Origin of the sequence: Providencia rettgeri (genome assembly GCF_013702265.1) — a bacterium.
GTDB classification, from domain to species: Bacteria; Pseudomonadota; Gammaproteobacteria; order Enterobacterales; family Enterobacteriaceae; genus Providencia; species Providencia zhijiangensis.
In genome coordinates, this window is record NZ_CP059348.1 from 1,177,716 (window position 1) to 1,195,276 (window position 17,561).

The 17,561-nt window shown below is 42.1% G+C and carries 15 protein-coding genes; 3 read left to right on the top strand and 12 right to left on the bottom strand.

Annotated features, from left to right (window positions below; translation table 11 throughout):
* Positions 1-42: 42 nt before the first annotated feature.
* The 4 genes from H0913_RS05305 to H0913_RS05320 form a co-directional block, all read right to left on the bottom strand.
* The gene (locus H0913_RS05305; RefSeq protein ID WP_181478105.1) at positions 43-387 is read right to left on the bottom strand and encodes a YfiM family lipoprotein; all 345 of its coding nucleotides are present in this window, start codon (positions 385-387) and stop codon (positions 43-45) included.
* 88 nt (positions 388-475) lie between these two features.
* Positions 476-1,831 carry a CDP-diacylglycerol--serine O-phosphatidyltransferase gene (pssA, locus tag H0913_RS05310; RefSeq protein ID WP_181478106.1) on the bottom strand — a complete coding sequence of 452 codons (1,356 nt, stop codon included), beginning with the start codon at positions 1,829-1,831 and terminating at the stop codon, positions 476-478.
* Positions 1,832-1,990: 159 nt separating this feature from the next.
* On the bottom strand, positions 1,991-4,636 hold the full coding sequence (locus tag H0913_RS05315) for a bifunctional acetate--CoA ligase family protein/GNAT family N-acetyltransferase (protein WP_154604598.1): 2,646 nt from the start codon (positions 4,634-4,636) through the stop codon (positions 1,991-1,993).
* A gap of 281 nt (positions 4,637-4,917) precedes the next feature.
* Positions 4,918-5,619 carry a tRNA-uridine aminocarboxypropyltransferase gene (locus H0913_RS05320; RefSeq protein WP_181478107.1) on the bottom strand — a complete coding sequence of 234 codons (702 nt, stop codon included), beginning with the start codon at positions 5,617-5,619 and terminating at the stop codon, positions 4,918-4,920.
* A 173-nt stretch (positions 5,620-5,792) separates the two neighbouring features.
* Here H0913_RS05320 and H0913_RS05325 point away from each other — a divergent pair, with 173 nt between their 5' ends.
* Positions 5,793-6,926, top strand: coding sequence for a tRNA/rRNA methyltransferase (locus H0913_RS05325; protein WP_154604600.1), 1,134 nt, complete (start codon positions 5,793-5,795; stop codon positions 6,924-6,926).
* 81 nt (positions 6,927-7,007) lie between these two features.
* Here H0913_RS05325 and emrB read toward each other — a convergent pair whose 3' ends face one another.
* The 8 genes from emrB to nrdH form a co-directional block, all read right to left on the bottom strand.
* Positions 7,008-8,507: a multidrug efflux MFS transporter permease subunit EmrB gene (emrB, locus tag H0913_RS05330; RefSeq protein WP_154604664.1), complete on the bottom strand. Its 1,500-nt coding sequence runs from the start codon at positions 8,505-8,507 to the stop codon at positions 7,008-7,010.
* A gap of 57 nt (positions 8,508-8,564) precedes the next feature.
* Complete coding sequence (emrA, locus tag H0913_RS05335; RefSeq protein ID WP_154604601.1) at positions 8,565-9,743, bottom strand: multidrug efflux MFS transporter periplasmic adaptor subunit EmrA; 1,179 nt, start codon at positions 9,741-9,743, stop codon at positions 8,565-8,567.
* 222 nt (positions 9,744-9,965) lie between these two features.
* Entirely contained in the window at positions 9,966-10,481 is a 516-nt protein-coding gene (gene mprA / locus H0913_RS05340; protein ID WP_154604602.1) for a transcriptional repressor MprA, read from the bottom strand.
* Positions 10,482-11,141: 660 nt separating this feature from the next.
* The gene (locus H0913_RS05345) at positions 11,142-12,341 is read right to left on the bottom strand and encodes an MFS transporter (protein WP_181478109.1); all 1,200 of its coding nucleotides are present in this window, start codon (positions 12,339-12,341) and stop codon (positions 11,142-11,144) included.
* 144 nt (positions 12,342-12,485) lie between these two features.
* Positions 12,486-13,457: a class 1b ribonucleoside-diphosphate reductase subunit beta gene (gene nrdF, locus H0913_RS05350; RefSeq protein WP_154638177.1), complete on the bottom strand. Its 972-nt coding sequence runs from the start codon at positions 13,455-13,457 to the stop codon at positions 12,486-12,488.
* 12 nt (positions 13,458-13,469) lie between these two features.
* Positions 13,470-15,617 (bottom strand): class 1b ribonucleoside-diphosphate reductase subunit alpha, encoded by a 2,148-nt coding sequence (gene nrdE, locus H0913_RS05355; RefSeq protein WP_181478110.1) that lies wholly within the window; start codon positions 15,615-15,617, stop codon positions 13,470-13,472.
* Positions 15,610-16,038: a class Ib ribonucleoside-diphosphate reductase assembly flavoprotein NrdI gene (gene nrdI / locus H0913_RS05360; protein ID WP_181478111.1), complete on the bottom strand. Its 429-nt coding sequence runs from the start codon at positions 16,036-16,038 to the stop codon at positions 15,610-15,612. The genes nrdE and nrdI overlap by 8 nt, the downstream gene beginning before the upstream one ends.
* An 11-nt stretch (positions 16,039-16,049) precedes the next feature.
* Positions 16,050-16,277: a glutaredoxin-like protein NrdH gene (gene nrdH / locus H0913_RS05365; RefSeq protein ID WP_154604607.1), complete on the bottom strand. Its 228-nt coding sequence runs from the start codon at positions 16,275-16,277 to the stop codon at positions 16,050-16,052.
* 297 nt (positions 16,278-16,574) lie between these two features.
* Between nrdH and H0913_RS05370 the strand changes: the two genes are divergently transcribed.
* The gene (locus tag H0913_RS05370) at positions 16,575-17,033 is read left to right on the top strand and encodes a methylated-DNA--[protein]-cysteine S-methyltransferase (RefSeq protein WP_154604608.1); all 459 of its coding nucleotides are present in this window, start codon (positions 16,575-16,577) and stop codon (positions 17,031-17,033) included.
* A 216-nt stretch (positions 17,034-17,249) separates the two neighbouring features.
* On the top strand, positions 17,250-17,459 hold the full coding sequence (gene cspE, locus H0913_RS05375) for a transcription antiterminator/RNA stability regulator CspE (RefSeq protein WP_006662336.1): 210 nt from the start codon (positions 17,250-17,252) through the stop codon (positions 17,457-17,459).
* The last annotated feature ends 102 nt before the right edge of the window (positions 17,460-17,561 follow it).

Genomic DNA, 17,561 nt, shown 5'->3' on the forward strand with positions numbered 1-17,561 from the left:
CGATCCTTCAAGATTTTTTTGTTTATTATGAGCTAGCAAGTTCTATTTAAAGTTTTGATATAGAGTATAACCTGCCACTGCACCTGCTACATCATAAGCAAAATCATGCAAACTCCAGCCAGTACCTGCAGGTCGGCTATCATAAAGTTCTTTCGCAGCACCTAGCGAAATAGAAAACAACATACCGAATTGTGCTGCTTGCCGATGTTGCATGTTCTGTTTATCCGCATACGCATTACCAGCGGCAGCCATTGCAGCAGAAAAAGCAAAGTGCTGAGCCTTATCTTTTCCCTGCCAATTATCATTTGACCAATGGAAGCCTGAACAGCCTGTCATGACTATTAACGAGCAACTTAAAGCTAATGTTGTATAAGAGAAATTTGGCATGTATCTTGAGCCTCTACAGCAACTGATAAGTTAGAGTTCGTTAGATAATAAAAAGCGCCACATGAGCGGCGCTTTAGAGAGTCAATGATTAAAGTATTCGACTAATGAGACGATCAACTCGGATACGTCGCAATCGACGGATCAGTTTTTTTACTTTAACAGGGTAGGTTTGAATGCTATCCAGCTCTCGATAGTGATGAACAACTTTGGTATGGACTCGAATACAATCCAGTTCGTGTTGGCGTTGTTCTTGGAGTTGCTGTTTTGGATCGTGGATCAATACCGCATTTTCCAAGTCTAATCCCCAAGCTCGTGGATTCAGGTTATTACCTGTAATCAGCTGCCATTGATTATCAACCCACATTCCTTTCAGGTGATAAGTGTTGTCACCATCTTTCCATAAACGAACTGTCAGCTGTTCACTATCAATAAAGCGCTGCAAACGGCTAACAAACTTACGTAAGTTTATTTCATAGAGATAGGGTAAAGCGCCAATAATTTTAAAAGGTTCTTCAGGTGGAATATAGAAGTCGTTAGCGGTTTTATCGCCAATAATGATTTCAACTTTTTTTCCATCACGTAGTAACTTGCTGATAATTCTAACCAAAACAGCAGGTAAATTAAAATACGGCGTACAGATAGTGAGCTTTTCAGCCGTTGAGCTCATCAAATGGGTGATAGTACGATTTAACTCGTTTTTTTTACCTAGGCCAACAAATGGAGTAACGGCGAGTTCATCATTAGAAGCATTACCCGCAAATTGGTAATTAACGCCTCTTAATGACAAACGAAATTGCTTAATTAACCCTTTAAATTCCGCTGTTTTTGGCCTATCAGGCGTATTGAGTAGATGAATAGCATCCGATGATAAAAGAGAATCATCAATGAATTTTTTCATCGTCGTCGTGAGCTGGCTATTTTTGATGAGATGATATCTATCGTAGCGGTATTTTTCATGACGATGCAGATAGACATCATTGATGCTAGCCCCGCTATATAGGAGCGTATCATCAAATAAGAAACCTTTTAAATGCAGTACCCCTAATGCTTCACGCGTGTTTACGGGGATCCCGAAAACAGGGATCTCAACATCAGGGTATTGCTGAGAAACTTCATAATACCAATCAGCATTCGTCAGATTAGCAGCTGCGCCAATTCGGCCGCGCTGAGCTCGGTGCCAATCAACTAGAATTTTAATATCTAGATTAGGATTTGCTTGTTTAGCGGCATACAGAGCATGAAGGATGTCTTTACCCGCATCATCTTTTTCTAAATACAGCGCCGTAATGTAGACTGTATTTTTAGCTTGCGAGATCTGTTCAAGCAGAGCACCACGAAAATCTTCCGTCTTATAGAGCGTTTTAACATCATCAACCGACTGAGACAATTTAGGCATGTTTGCCAAGTGTTGTTGATGTTTTGCTTGTTTTAATTTTGACAACATCACAGTGTGAATTTTCTCTTGTTAGTCTAATAGCAAATCGCTTTATACAAATATTTAAGCGAATGATCTGTCGATGATATCATATTTACACCATTCATTAGGAATAAATTGACCATTGGTTTATTTACTATACAGATTACGGTTTATTCCTAACGCTAATTATAGATGCAGGGTGAGATTTACGACACCATCCTCGAATTGAACATCAATTTGGAACCCTAATTTTTTTGCCAAGCTGATCATATTACGGTTTTCCGGCATGGTGATCGCTGTCAGTTTTTTAATGCCATGCCCACGGGTGTAGTTGAGCAGCTTTTGCATTAATTGATAACCGAGCGTCTGTCCTTTCATATCAGAGCGAACTAGAACGGCAAACTCAGCTTCCTGGTTATCAGGATCCGCCATTGCACGAGTTACACCAATAATTTCAGGTTGTGTATCACTATTTTTAATAGCGACAAACGCCATTTCTCGGTCGTAATCGATTTGCGTCATATTCGCGAGATCATCATGAGTGAATTCACTGATTTCACTGAAATAACGGTAATAAAGATCTTCTTTAGTGACTTGTTCAATAAAGGATTTTAAAAGTGGTTCATCTTCAGGAAGAATGGGCCTTAACAAGCAAGTTAGGTCATCTTTTAGGTTAATGGTCTCTTCGAGCTCATTAGGGTAAGGACGAATGGCTAGCCGAGTATTTGAATTGTCATTCGCTGGGTTCAATGTCATTGAAACATCAAGTAATGTAAATTCATCACCAGCGGCAAGTAGTGGATGTATATCTAATCGACTGATGTTAGGACAATCAATGATTAAGTTAGAGACACGAACTAATAAGCTGGCTAGCCCCGGAATATCTAGTGGTTCTAGAGCACTACGGGCTTTAATTTTATGTCCTTTGATTGCATTAATGACCAAGTAACGAGCTAGCGCTAAGTTAAGTGGGGGAAGGGCTACAGCAGCCTGGCTCTCTTGCTGCCACTCTACGCCACCTTCGCCAAGCATGATCAATAAACCAAAAACAGGATCAAGTTCAACAGCAATTCGTAGCTCCTGAGCGCCTGCGCGATTCGCCATGCTTTGTACTAATAAGCCTTCAATCCGTGCTTGTGGGTAGTTGGTCGAGACCCGCTCAATGATAGCATTGGCGGCTTCTGCAACTTCTTTGGCATTTCTTAAATAGAGCATAACGCCCTGAACTTCTGATTTATGAACAATATCAGGAGAACGTAATTTTAGTGCAACGGGATAGCCAATTTTTTCTGCAATTTCAACGGCCTGTTCGCTAGAATGAGCAATCCATGTTGGTAAGCTGTTTAAGCCATAAGCTTTTAAGATTGGTTGAACTTCATGGGTATCTAGATGCAGCTTGTTATTTTCAATGGCTTGCATGATACAGGTATGCGCTTGTTGAGTATTTGCAGTTATTCCGACAGGAAGCGCCGGGGTTTCTTTTAATTGTTTTTGGTTACGGCGATATTCCACCATATGCATATAAGCGGTGATAGCACCTTCAGGCGTTCGGTAAGTAGGGATCCCCGCTTCGCTGAAGAGCCTTCTCGCTTCTTGAGATGAATATTCCCCGCACCAGTTTGTGAGGATGGTTAACCATTTACCTCGAGGATGCTGCTTAATGGTTTTGATCACTTTTTCTGCCATGGACTTACTCTGTGTAATGGCGCTTGGCGTGTGGATCAAAAGTAACGCATCATGATCGTGGCTATCGAGCATTTTGTTTAATACGTTGAGATATCTATCCACGGTAGCATCGTCGCCGAGGTCAATCGGGTTTTGGGTAGATAAATCTAATGGCAATAGGGAGCTCAGTTCGTTTTCAGTTTCTACACTGAGTTTTGCTAGCTTGCCATTACGTAGAAGTAACTCATCGAGCGCCATTGCGGCAGGTGCAGAGCCATTGCTCATAATCGATAAACGTTCTCCTCGTAGCGGAGTCATATAACTTAGTGTTTCTACCGCAGAGAACATTTCGTGGGTATCCTGGACTCGCAGTAAACCTGCCCGTTGAATCGCAGCATCATAAGCGGCATCTAAACTCGGTTTTTCACCAAGAAGCTCTTGAGCTTTGCGTGTTCGTCCGCTCTTGATAACGAGGATCGGTTTGTTACGCGATGCACTACGGGAAGATGATAAGAAGCGTCTTGCATCACTAATATTTTCTAAATAAAGCAAGATGGCACTGGTTTTACTGTCTCGAGCAAGATAGTCCAGTAGGTCATCAATATCGATATCAATGCTATCTCCAAGGGCAATGAAATAGGAAAACCCGATATCACGATGGCGCGCCCAATCTAAGACTGTATTTGAAACTGCGGCAGATTGTGAAATAAATGCCAGTTTGCCTTTCAAAATGGGGATTGGGGAAAAGCTAGCATTTAGCCCTTGCCACGGAGCAAAGAATCCTAAACTGTTCGGACCCAATAAACGAATTTGATATTGCTGAGCCACCTTTTTCAGTTCATTAAATTGAATAGAAGGGGACGATAATATAATGACGACATTACAGCCTGCTTCCCCAAGTTGCCGGAGACATTCAACATTACGAGAGTAGTGAGTGCAGATCACTGCAAGATCAGGCTTGAGTGGGAGTTTATCAATTGAGGGATAAGCAAGGACGCCAAGAATGGAGCTCCTGTTCGGGTTAACGGGCAGAATAGGGCCTTTGAAACCACTGCTGAGTAAATTTTTCATCATCACTGAGCCTGCTCGGCTAGGATCTTCTGAAGCGCCCACGACAACGATAGATTTTGGTCTAAACAATGACTCTAGCTGACTCACTAACCCCATGGCGGTAAACCTTTTTGTGGTGAGCGAAAACCCGCTCAACTGATTTTGAGTTCGTAAGCAACGCTATACGTTGCCGTAATACTATATGTTGCCGTAATACTATACGATGCTGGAATACTATGTCGTATATTGTGCCGTATATTGGGGGAAGCGCCAGTTTATCGGGGGTATTTTATTGAATATTACAAGCACCCTCACGTTTTGCTGTGAAGGTGATTTTCAAAATAGAAATTGCTGGAAAGCGAGGCATATAAATAACGTAAAAAAATGCCTATAAAGAGTTATTCTTGGGGCTGAGACAAGAGCATTTGAGCGGTAGGATGATGTGGTTTTCCCTCTAAGTATTTACGGCGAAACAGATTGAAATGCGTAAATAACGCTTGGGATGCATCAGTATCGCCAGCTTGCTCTAGCACAGTAGCAGCCACTTCAGCGGTACAATGCTGCTCTTCACGCGATGGGATACGCAGCAGGTAGTCGGTTCTCGCTTTCGTATTGATCGACAGCATTGGAATTTGATCCAAATAAGGGCTCTTGCGGAACATTTTACGCGTTTCTGGCCAAGTGCCATCTAACAAAATAAATAATGCAGGTTTGTTAGAAAGCGTTGGAGCATTGACGACAACGCGATCCGTTTGCGCATAGCTTTCTGGGAAAATTAGATAAGGTTGTCTAGTTTTATCTTGCAGTGCAGCTAATAGCTGGTTGTCAGGATCTGTTCTTGACCACTGATATGCCTGAGTATCAGGAAGCACATCAGCAATCAGCTTTCCGGTATTGCTGGGCTTAAAAACTTCACCATCAAACATAATCAAGCAAAATTGGCTTTTTGCTTGCGCTGAAACCGTTTCTTCACAGAGACATTGAGGAACGGGAAGCAGACAATATTGACAGCGTTTTACCCGACAACCTCTTGCTTTAAAAGGTTTTGTAGAAAGGGCTAAGCGTTGCTGACGCAGATGATAGACAGCGTTCTGACTCATGGTTGATAGGGCACTTTTCGTTGCGACAAAAATAAGGGGCATATTGTACGCAAAACGATTTGTCTACGATAGAAGTATATTCAATAACTTTTCGGTGAGATAATAGCGCGGATCGGTAGCGTAGCTTTGCAACTTCATGTAATCTTCGCGCCATAGCTTAGTAGGGGATAGCGATGAACGACACGAATGATTTTAGTGGTAAAAACGGCAAAGTAAAAGTGATGTATGTCCGTAGCGAAGAGCAGGACAACAATAAAGGTAATGATAAACGCCGTGGCGGTCGTGATGATAAACGCGACGATAGACGCGGTGATAAACGTTCAGGTGGACGTAATGATCGCAACGACCGTAATGATCGTAACGAACGTTCAGGTCGCTCTGGTCGTCCAGAGGGTGGTCGTTCAGAACGCCGTTCTGACAACGATAGACGCTCAAGTAGTCGCGATAGCGCACCACGTGGCGAGCAATCTCCGTGGCGCACCGTTTCAAAACCGGGCAGTGATGAATTAGAAAACGATCATGGTGGTATTTCAGGAAAAAGCCAAATTGATCCTGAGCAACTGCGTAAACAACGCCAAGAAGAAACCCGTATTTACGGTGAAAATGCTTGCCAAGCGATGTTTAAAAACCGTCCAGATGGTATTGTCCGTGCGTGGTTCTTGCAGTCAGTCACTCCTCGTTTTCGTGATGCATTAAAATGGATGGCAGCAAACCGTAAGGCATACCATGTTGTTGATGAAGAAGAGTTAACAAAAGCGTCTGGTACTGAGCACCACGGCGGCGTGTGCTTTATCATCAAAAAACGCGGTGGTATGGCAGCAGAAACCTATTTAGAAAATGCGGTCGATACCGATTGTGTTTTAGCGTTAGAAGATGTTGGTAACCCGCATAACCTTGGTGGGATCATGCGTAGCTGCGCTCACTTTGGTGTGAAAGGTGTGATTTTACAAGATGCAGGAATGCTAGAATCCGGTGCGGCAATTCGTACCGCTGAAGGCGGCGCAGAGCACATTAAAGCCATTGATGCGGATGGTTTCACGCCAACACTGAATAAATTCCGTGAAGCAGGCTATACCATCGTCACGACATCAAGCCATAAAGGTAGTCAGGACATTGCTAAGGTTCAATTACCGAAGAAAATGGTGTTGGTGTTAGGCCAAGAGAGTGATGGTTTAAGTGACAGCACATGGGATCAGGGTGATATGAGCCTGTACATTGGCGGAACAGGTAAAGTTGAAAGCCTGAACGTCTCTGTCGCAACAGGGATTATGCTTTCTCAGTGGTGGTCACAAAATAAAGTTAAGTAATTACTTACTGACTTGAGCTAGCCTTAAAAAAACCATACGCAAAATTGTGTATGGTTTTTTTTCGTCTGAAGTATATGTCGGTTAGTGAGCTCCACCACCATCTTTTGAACCGGCTCCGAATGGGGGTTTGGCAAACCAGACAATCACCATCAATAGAATAAACACGCCTGCGGACATCCAGAAAATTTCATTAGCAGAAATAATTAACCCTTGCTCAGTAATTGAACGTGCAATATACGCGGCACTTTGTTGTTCATTCATGCCTATTTGCGCCAACTCACTGTACATATGTTGGGCATTGGGATTGTACGGGTTAACAAACTCTGTCAGATTTTCATGGTGCATTGCTTCACGCTGTGTCCACAACGTGGTGGTGATGGAAGTACCAATTGCACCCGCTAAGGTTCGCGTAAAGTTAGATAAGCTAGATGCTGATGCCATTCTTTCCGGAGGTAAACCCGATAATGTAATGGTGGTTAGTGGCATAAAGAAGCAGGCTATCGCTAAACCTTGAACGAACTGAGGCCATGCTGCCGCGGCAAATCCCATACCTGGTTCGAAGGTGTAAGCTCTCCAGTAATAGCACACGGCATACATAATAAAGCTGAAGGTGACTAAATAACGCATATCAATGCGGTTACCAAAGCGACCAATAATCGGCGTGATCAGCAGCGGCAATAGACCCACAGGCGCCGAGGCCAAACCCGCCCATGTTGCCGTATAACCGTACACTTCTTGCAGTAACTGAGGGAGTAGAACGATAGTACCGAAATAGAGCATATACGCCAGACTAAGCGCCAAACAACCGATGGTAAAATTACGCTCTTTAAAGAGGGAAAGGTCGATGACGGGATGCTCATCAGTCAGTTCCCAAACAATTAAGAAAGCTATCGCGACAACGGCGACAATGGTTAGAACGATGATCTCCGTAGAGTTAAACCAATCGAGCTCTTTCCCTTGGTCGAGCATAATCTGCAATGCACCAATCCCGACAACCAGTAAGACAAGCCCCACGGTATCAATCGGCTTGATAGCAATTTGAGTTTCACGTCCTTTAAGCGTTCGCATAATGGCAAAAATAATCGCGATACTAAATGGAACGTTGATAAAGAAGATCCAGCCCCAGTGGTAGTTATCACTAATATAGCCACCAAGAATAGGCCCACAAATCGGCGCAACCACAATAGTCATCGACCATAATGCAAGTGCCATACTGCGTTTGGCTGGTGGATAGTTATTGAGTAATAGACTCTGAGATAACGGAATGAGAGGGCCAGCAACCAAACCTTGTAGAACGCGGAATAAAATCAGCATTTCTAAGCTGTTGGAGATCCCACATAGCCATGAGGTTAGGGCGAAAAGCCCAGTAGACCATAAAAAGAGGCGAACTTCACCAATACGACGAGCTAACCAGCCAGTGATCGGAATGGAGATAGCATTCGCTACCCCAAACGATGTGATCACCCATGTACCTTGTGAGTTAGATGCACCCAAGTTACCCGCTATTGTGGGGATAGCGACGTTAGCAATGGTCGAATCCAAAACTTGCATAAAAGTCGCCAAAGATAACGCAATGGTCATCCAAGCCAGTTTTGAACCTGTTAACGGTGCATTTGTCACGTTAATGTCTCCGTTTACTTATTTGCCAGAGTTATTTTGAATAATCTCAGCAACAATTTTGTCAGCAGGAGACATATCAACCGCTAAAGCGGTTGTGTGATAAGCCGGCGTATCTCGCAGGCCTTTGGATAACACTTTGCCATCTTTATTGGCTGTATCCACTTCGACTTCGGTTGAGAGCCCAATACGTAGAGGATATTCATCAAGTTGGGTTTCATCGAGGGCGATTCGTACCGGAAGGCGTTGAACTACTTTGATCCAGTTACCGCTCGCATTTTGAGCAGGCAATAACGAGAATGCGCTTCCCGTTCCCATATCAAGACCAATCACTGTGCCGTTGAATACCACATTCTTGCCGTAAAAATCGGTAGTTACTTTGGCGGGTTGACCAATACGCATACTGGCTAATTGCGTCTCTTTAAAGTTGGCATCAATCCACATTCCGCTGGATGGCACAATTGCCATTAATGGGGTATTCGGCGTGATTTGTGAACCGACTTGCACACTGCGGCGAGAAACATAACCATCTACTGGACTAACAATTTTAGTACGTTGCAGGGCAAGCCACGCATTTCTAACTTGCGTTGCAGCTTGTTCGACAAGTGGTTGTTTTTCTAAAGCCGTATTGAGCACGATAGCTTGATTGGCATTGTACTGTTCAATCGCCACATCAAGTGCACCTTTCGCACTGACGACCGCTTCTCTCGCGTGTTGGAGCTCTTCTTTACCGATTAAATTGCTGCTACCTAAGACTTCGCGGCGTTTTAAATCATTTTGTAAGCGGGATAGTTCAGAACGTTTAACATCAATATTTGCTTGAAATTGGCGGCTATTGATAATGTGCTGTTGGGATTGTCGAACACTGTTAGCAAGTTCAGTTTTGGCTTTTTCTAGGGCGAGTTCGGCATCTCTGGGATCTAACTCCACCAGTACCGTTCCACTTTTCACAAAATCGGTATTATCGACATTGACTGTCATGACGCTACCGGATATTTGCGCTTGGATTTGAACTTGATTTCCAGCAACGTAAGCGTTGTCTGTCGATTCGTAATGGCGTAAGACGAGATACCAGTATGCAGTCCAACCGATGCCAATCGCGATAAAAATAACGGTTAGGAACATTAGGGCATTTCTGCGCTGTCTTTTTTTGTTTAACGGTGGCGTTTGCGTTTCAGGCAGATCCTCGCGTGCGCTCATACTGGTGGTTCCCCATATTCAATGAATAAAAATAACGGCTGTTTCCAGCAGTTAGTGTTAACTACTGGAAACTAAGACGACAAATGACTTCGTTGCTCGATGGGATATCGCAATATATAACTGAAAGGATAATGAAATATATGTGAGTGAAAAGTTTTTTTTCAGTTTAAGCCACAGAATGCCTCAAAAACATTAACCATGCACTATATGTGGTCAATATTATCAGTCTTTTATGCTATCGAGTTTTGCTAATAATTTGCGCATCAGCTTGTCGAGCAGCTGTTTTTCATCAATATCCAATGAAGACCAGATATCGATCAATGCTTTATGTTGTGGTGGTAATAATCCACTGAGAAACTCAGAGCCTTTTTCAGTTAAGTGCAAATGTAAGCAACGACGGTCGTTATGGCTTTCTTTACGCTCAATCCAACCATTTTTTTCTAATTCATCGGCAATACGTGTCGCGTTAGTCCGTGAAGAACCTAATGCTGCACTGAGTTCAGATGGCTGAATGCTATGAGAATCTTTGGTATCAAGGATCATGAGCGCCATAAATAGCGTTTCATTGACGCCCTGAGCTCTTAGCATATTGTTACGTGATTCCAACAGTTTTCCATGAACGTGCATGCATAAGCGCGTCAATAAAATTTCTTGGTAAGGGATAGTATTTTCCAGTGAAGTTTGTTGCGCGACGCGAGCGTTAAGTAATTCTTCTGTCGGTGTAAATGAACTTTCCATTATTTGGATACCTTATTAGTTTCAGTTGGTAAGATTTCAACTGTAATCAACCATGTGAATGGTATATTAAAAGATAGAATTAGCAATTATACTTAATTAATTTCATCCATTTTATTTTGACAATGATACATCATTCATAAATTTTATGAATGTGTTTTAACGCATTTAGTATAGTTCAATTAACAATCACTGCTTTCTTACTATCATGTAGGTAAATAGATGAAAATATAATTGCGTTTTATACGACAAATAAAATCATATAAAACAATATATAATCACATCGCATTAACTCAATACCATTTTTTTTATTACTCAATAATTACAAGATAGAAGGATCTTTCTGTTTTTTGGGGGAAATACCCTAGAAAGGCATCTAGGGTATTGAGTAATACCGAATTAATATTTTATGGGTAAGAAGTATACCATTTGATAAAGATATACTTTTTGCTTAACTGTGTCACTTATTAACTTTTTCTAGGTAAATTATACCTTGAACCAATTATTTATCATTGTTAGCTATTCAACATGATGATTATTATCACAGTGCCATAATAATAGGCTAAATAATGTGCACATGAAGAATAAATGAAATATTAAATGAGTATAGAGTTCTATAGCAGCCAAATAGATGTCTGCTATAGATATAAATGAATGAAGTAATTACTGTTCAGAGGTAATTGTTGGATCGAATCGAGAGCCGATTGCCCAAATGATTAAACTGATGCCAGTGATAATAACACCTGAAATAGCGACGCCCATCCAGCCTGCATGTTCATAGGCATAACCTGAAAGTAATGAGCCAAGTGCTCCACCAATAAAATAACTGGTCATATAGCCGGCAGTTAAGCGATTTCGTGCTTCAGGCATAATACGGTAAAGCGTGCTTTGGTTAGTCACATGAACGCCTTGAATGGCCAAATCAAGCACTAAGATACCGATAATAAAAGCGATGAGTGAATATTTTGCTAGGCCAATCGGGATCCACGATAGCAACAAGAGAATTAGCCCTAGGGTGGTAACTAATTTGCCTTTACCCTTATCCACTAAGTGTCCGGCTTGGGTTGCCATTAATGCGCCTGCTGCGCCAACCAGACCAAATAACCCGATAGTGCCCTCTGAATAATTAAAAGGTGGACTAGCTAATAAGAATGCCATCGCCGTCCATAATAGTGCAAAGTTAGCGAAAGTGAGGGCACCTAGTAGTGCTCGAGTCGCTAAGACTGGTGTAGTAAAAAACAGGCGTCCGATAGAGCCAATAAGTTGAAAATAGTTAAGCTCCGTTTTTTGGTGATAGCGCGGTAATTTAAGTGCCAAAATTAGGATCAGAAGCATCATTAATCCAAAGGCAACCCAGTAAATTGCTCGCCAACCGCCTATCATTGCCACGCCACCAGAGATAGTTCGGGCAAGTAAGATACCAAGAAGTAATCCACTCATAATGGTGCCTACCGCTTTACCTCGCTGGTGAGGTTTTGCAATAGAAGCAGCCATAGGAACAAGAACTTGGGCGACAACGGAGAATAACCCTGTGAGGGCGGTACCGAGAAGAATTTGCCAGATATTGTCAGAAAGTGCGGTGATCAATAAACCACTGGCTGACAATGTTGTCATCACGATGATCAATTTTTTGCGTTCAAAAAGATCACCAAGAGGAACAAGGAAAAGTAACCCAACGGCGTAACCTAATTGGGCGGCGGTCACAATAAAGCCGGCCATGTTGGTTGTTAGGTTGAATTGGAGTGCGATGGTGTCTAACAGGGGTTGTGCGTAATAGTTACTGGCAACGACCAGCCCAGTGGCGATGGCCATTAAGAGCGTTAAGCCCGCAGTCAGTTCCGCTTGTGGTGTTTTCATGCTCATTATGCTTCGGATATGAATGTTATTTTATGATCTTGTGGGTAGGCATTAAGCCTATCCCACTATGACCGTTTATAGTATTAATGATTTAAGTGATTTTATTATTTTTTTCAAAAGATTGATGCGAGATATTTTTGTTGATGTTATTCAAAAAAGCCAATCATCATCTTCAGTACTGACTGCTTTACCAATCACATAGGATGAACCTGAACCTGAGAAAAAGTCATGGTTTTCGTTGGCATCAGGCGAAAGTGCAGACAAAATCTCTGGGCTAACTTGGGTTATTGAGTCGGGGAACAGTGCCTCATAGCCCAAATTCATCAAGGCTTTATTCGCATTATAGTGGAGGAAGCTTTTTACATCTTCACTCCAGCCAACGCCATCATACAGCTCTTGGGTGTATTTGATTTCATTTTCATATAAATCAAACAATAGTGAAAAAGTGAAATCCTTAATTTCATTGCGTTCCTGTTCAGAATAATGGACAAGAGCTTTTTGAAATTTATAACCAATATAGTAACCATGAATAGCTTCATCGCGGATGATTAGGCGGATTAAATCAGCGGTATTGGTGAGTTTTCCACGGCTTGACCAGTACATGGGTAAATAAAAGCCCGAGTAAAACAAAAAAGATTCTAAAAAGACGCTGGCGACTTTTTTCTTCAGTGGATGTTCATCGCAGTAGTAAGACAAAATAATTTTGGCTTTATTTTGCAGCGCACTGTTTTCTTCACTCCAACGGTAAGCTTCATCAACATCGGCTGTGGAGCACAGCGTTGAAAAGATAGAGCTGTAGGAGCGTGCGTGGACAGCTTCCATAAAGCTGATATTGGAGAGAACCGCTTCTTCGTGAGGCGTTTGAGCATCTCCCATTAAACACGGTGCACCAACGGTATTTTGGATAGTATCCAGCAACGTTAGCCCCGTAAAAACGCGTATAGTGAGCTTTTGCTCGGTAGGTGTCAGAGTGTTCCAAGAAACCGTGTCATTGGACAGTGGGATCTTTTCCGGTAGCCAAAAATTACTGGTCAATCGGTTCCATACTTCGAGATCTTTATCATCTTGGATACGGTTCCAGTTGATCGCTTGAACAGGGCGATTGAGCGTGCTGGTGGTCATTATTTTTTCCTTTTACAGTGAGCAGGAGACGCAGCCTTCGACTTCGGTGCCTTCAAGTGCAGTCTGACGTAATCGAATGTAATACAAGGTTTTGATCCCTTTTCGCCATGCGTATATTTGGGCTTTATTGATATCGCGGGTGGTGGCATTGCCATCAAAAAATAGGGTTAGTGATAAACCTTGATCGACATGCTGGGTGGCCTCGGCATAGGTATCAATAATTTTCTCAGGACCAATCTGATAAGCATCTTGGTAGTATTTGAGATTCTCATTGGTCATAAAAGGGGCTGGGTAGTAAACACGCCCAATTTTACCTTCTTTACGAATTTCGATAGGCGCTACCACAGGATGAATGCTGGAGGTAGCATTATTGATATAAGAGATAGATCCTGTTGGCGGAATGGCCTGCAAGTTTTGATTGTAAATTCCATGGGTCATCACGGACTGTTTTAATGTCTGCCAGTCCGCCTGTGTTGGTATTTCGATGCCCGAACGTCGGAATAATTCCTGCACGGTTTGGGTCTTTGGTGACCAGGTTTTGTTGATATATTTATCAAAATACTCGCCACTGGCGTAGGTGGACATTTCAAAACCATCAAAGGTTTGTTGACGTTCAATAGCCAATTGGTTAGAGGTTTTTAAGGCGTGGTATGCCACGGTGTAAAAGTAGATATTGGTAAAATCTAACCCTTCTTCAGAACCATAATGAATATGCTCACGGGCTAAGAAACCATGCAAATTCATTTGCCCTAAACCAATAGCGTGAGATTGTTGGTTGCCTTTAGCAATAGACGGAACGGAACGAATATTGCTCATATCAGAGACGGCAGTTAGGGCGCGAACAGCAGTATCAATCGAGCGTGAAAAATCAGGAGAATCCATGGTTTTGGCGATGTTCATGGAGCCTAAGTTACAGCTAATGTCTTTACCGATATGTTGGTAGCTTAAATCTTCTTCATAAAGGCTCGGCTGGTTTACCTGTAAAATCTCAGAGCACAAGTTACTCATATTGATTCGGCCTGCAATCGGATTAGCACGGTTAGCGGTATCCTCAAACAAAATGTAGGGATAGCCAGATTCAAATTGTATTTCGGCTATAGTCTGGAAAAATTCTCGAGCATTAATTTTGAATTTCTTGATGGCTTTGTTATTCACCATTTCATGATACTTTTCTGTCACGCTGATTTCAGACATCGGTACCCCATAGACTTTTTGGATGTCATAGGGAGAAAACAGGTACATGTCTTCATTGTTTTTAGCGAGCTGGAAAGTGATATCGGGGATCACGACCCCAAGTGAAAGCGTTTTAATACGAATTTTTTCATCCGCATTTTCCCGTTTGGTATCTAAAAATCGCAGGATATCAGGGTGATGAGCATGAAGATACACCGCACCAGCACCTTGTCTTGCTCCTAGCTGATTGGCATAGGAAAAGGCATCTTCCAGCATTTTCATCACCGGAACCACGCCAGATGATTGGTTTTCTATCTGTTTAATCGGCGCGCCTTGTTCGCGTAAATTACTCATCAAGAAAGCGACCCCCCCTCCGCGTTTGGAGAGTTGTAGGGCCGAGTTCACGGATCGCCCAATAGACTCCATATTGTCTTCTATACGCAGTAAAAAGCAGGAAATAAGCTCACCTCGTTGCTTTTTACCGCCGTTAAGAAATGTGGGAGTGGCAGGTTGAAAACGTCCGCTAATGATTTCGTCCACTAAGAGCGTCGCGAGGGATTTTGAGCCTTGCGCCAAAGCCAGTGCAACCATACAAACCCGGTCTTCATAACGCTCAAGATAGCGCTCACCATCGAAGGTTTTTAGGGTGTAACTGGTGTAATACTTAAAGGCGCCCAAAAAGGTTTGGAAGCGAAATTTGTGGGCGTAGGCTTGCTTGAAAAGCTGTTTGATAAATGGGAAATCGTATTGTGCGAGCACCTCTTCTTCGTAGTAATTTTCATTGACTAAGAAATCGAGTTTTTCTTTTAAATCGTGAAAAAAGACCGTGTTTTGATTTACATGCTGGCGGAAATAGAGATGTGCAGCTTGTTTGTCTTTATCTAGCTGTAAGCGACCTTCATTATCATAAAGGTTCAGCATCGCATTGAGCGCGTGGTAGTCCGCATTGCGATTGTTATTTAGGTGACTGTGCTGTGGGTTATCCATTGATCTGCTCCTTTGTGTGAGCCCAGAATGTTTTTAATCCTTGTTTTACAGATTGCACATCGCGCTCTGTGCCTAATAATTCAAACCGATAGAGAAAGGGGATTGCGCATTTTTGAGCGATAATGTTGCCGGCAATGGCATAAGCCTCCCCAAAGTTGGTATTACCCGCGGCGATGACTCCGCGAATTAACGTACGGTTTGCTGCGATATTAAGAAAGTGCACCACTTCTTTAGGCACAGCGCCATGAGCGGTTCCACCGCCATAGGTCGGCAGCAACAGCACATAGGGTTGTGAGGCGAAAAGCGCATTTTCGGGTAGATGACCAATGGGAATACGAGTGGCTGGCAGTTGCAATTTTTCGACGAATCGATGGCAATTACCCGAGCGACTCGAGAAATAAATTAGCGGTTGAGTGGCCATTTCAACCTCTCTTACTCAATCAGTGCATTGATTTTATCGGGGCGGAAGCCTGACCAATGCTGCTCCCCAACAATGACGACGGGAAGCTGCTGATAACCTAGTTTTTTTATGAACTCAATGGCTTGGTTATCTTCAGAAAGGTCGATAATGGTGTACGGTAATTGCTTGCGCTCAAACGCTTGGTAGGTGGCATTACACTGGACGCAGTTGGGTTTACTATAAATGGTAATCTCAGTCATTTTTTTCACCTTAACATTTTCAGAACGTGGTAGTTACGTAATGGTGGTGTGTCGAAGATGATTGGATCCTATATATAGATAAAAAATATTTCAACCATACAATATATAGTGGTTTCTTTATTTGAATGATAATCATTCGAATTATTGTCTATGCTGTTATTAACATTGGAAATAAAAAAATTCAGGGGGAGATGATTCAGTTAGCTACACTGAGAAAAAATATCATTGCAAAGTAGAAATAATTTACCTTATAACTGTATATACAATCAGGTAAATGAATCCTTTTGAGGAGATGTTATGTACCATCAATATTTAGTAGCCCCAGAAAACTTTCCGAAACCGTGGATCCATATTACGGCTGATGATGAAGGTGTGACGAGTATCTATTTTGTTGATGAAAAAACGGAGAAGGAGTCGAAAAACGAATTCTCAAAGCAGTGTGCGAAAGAACTAAAAGAATATTTTAATCATAAGCGGAAAGTGTTTTCGGTTAAATTGAATCCACAAGGTACTGAATTTCAGAAAAAAGTCTGGAAGCATTTGTGCGAAATTCCTTATGGTGAGCGCTGGAGTTATAAAGATCTCGCCTTAAAACTGGGCTCAGTTAACTATTGTCGAGCCGTCGGTATGGCCAATTCTCGTAACCCTATATCTTTGATTGTGCCTTGCCATCGTGTCTTAGGACATGACGGAAAGCTGGTGGGGTATACGGGGGGATTGGATATTAAAGATTGGTTACTTATTCATGAGAAGTAAACGCTAAAAAATTAACCATGAGTAATACTTACCTTTGCATTAATTACTATTATTAAGAATTATCCCCGTTTTCTGGGCGAAAGAGGTGGATAAATAATATTTTTTTATCATTTAAATCAATTTTCGTGATCTAGGTTGTAGACAAGCCAGTTATATATTTGATGTACTGAGCTTGATACAGATGGTGTGTCTATTTTATTTTAAAGGTAATATTTGATGTCTAAAGTTAAAGGTAACGTTAAGTGGTTCAATGAGTCCAAAGGTTTTGGTTTTATCACTCCAGAAGATGGTAGCAAAGATGTTTTTGTTCACTTCTCTGCGATTTCTGGCGACGGTTTCAAAACCTTAGCAGAAGGCCAAAAAGTTGAATTTGAAATCACTGAAGGCGCGAAAGGTCCATCAGCTGCTAACGTTGTCTCTTTGTAATTAAATACTTAGAAACGAACAGCACTGAACTCGCACTAGCTTTGCTAGCGCGAGTTTTTTTATGGTTAAAATTGACCTAATGATATTTTTTATTGGTGATAA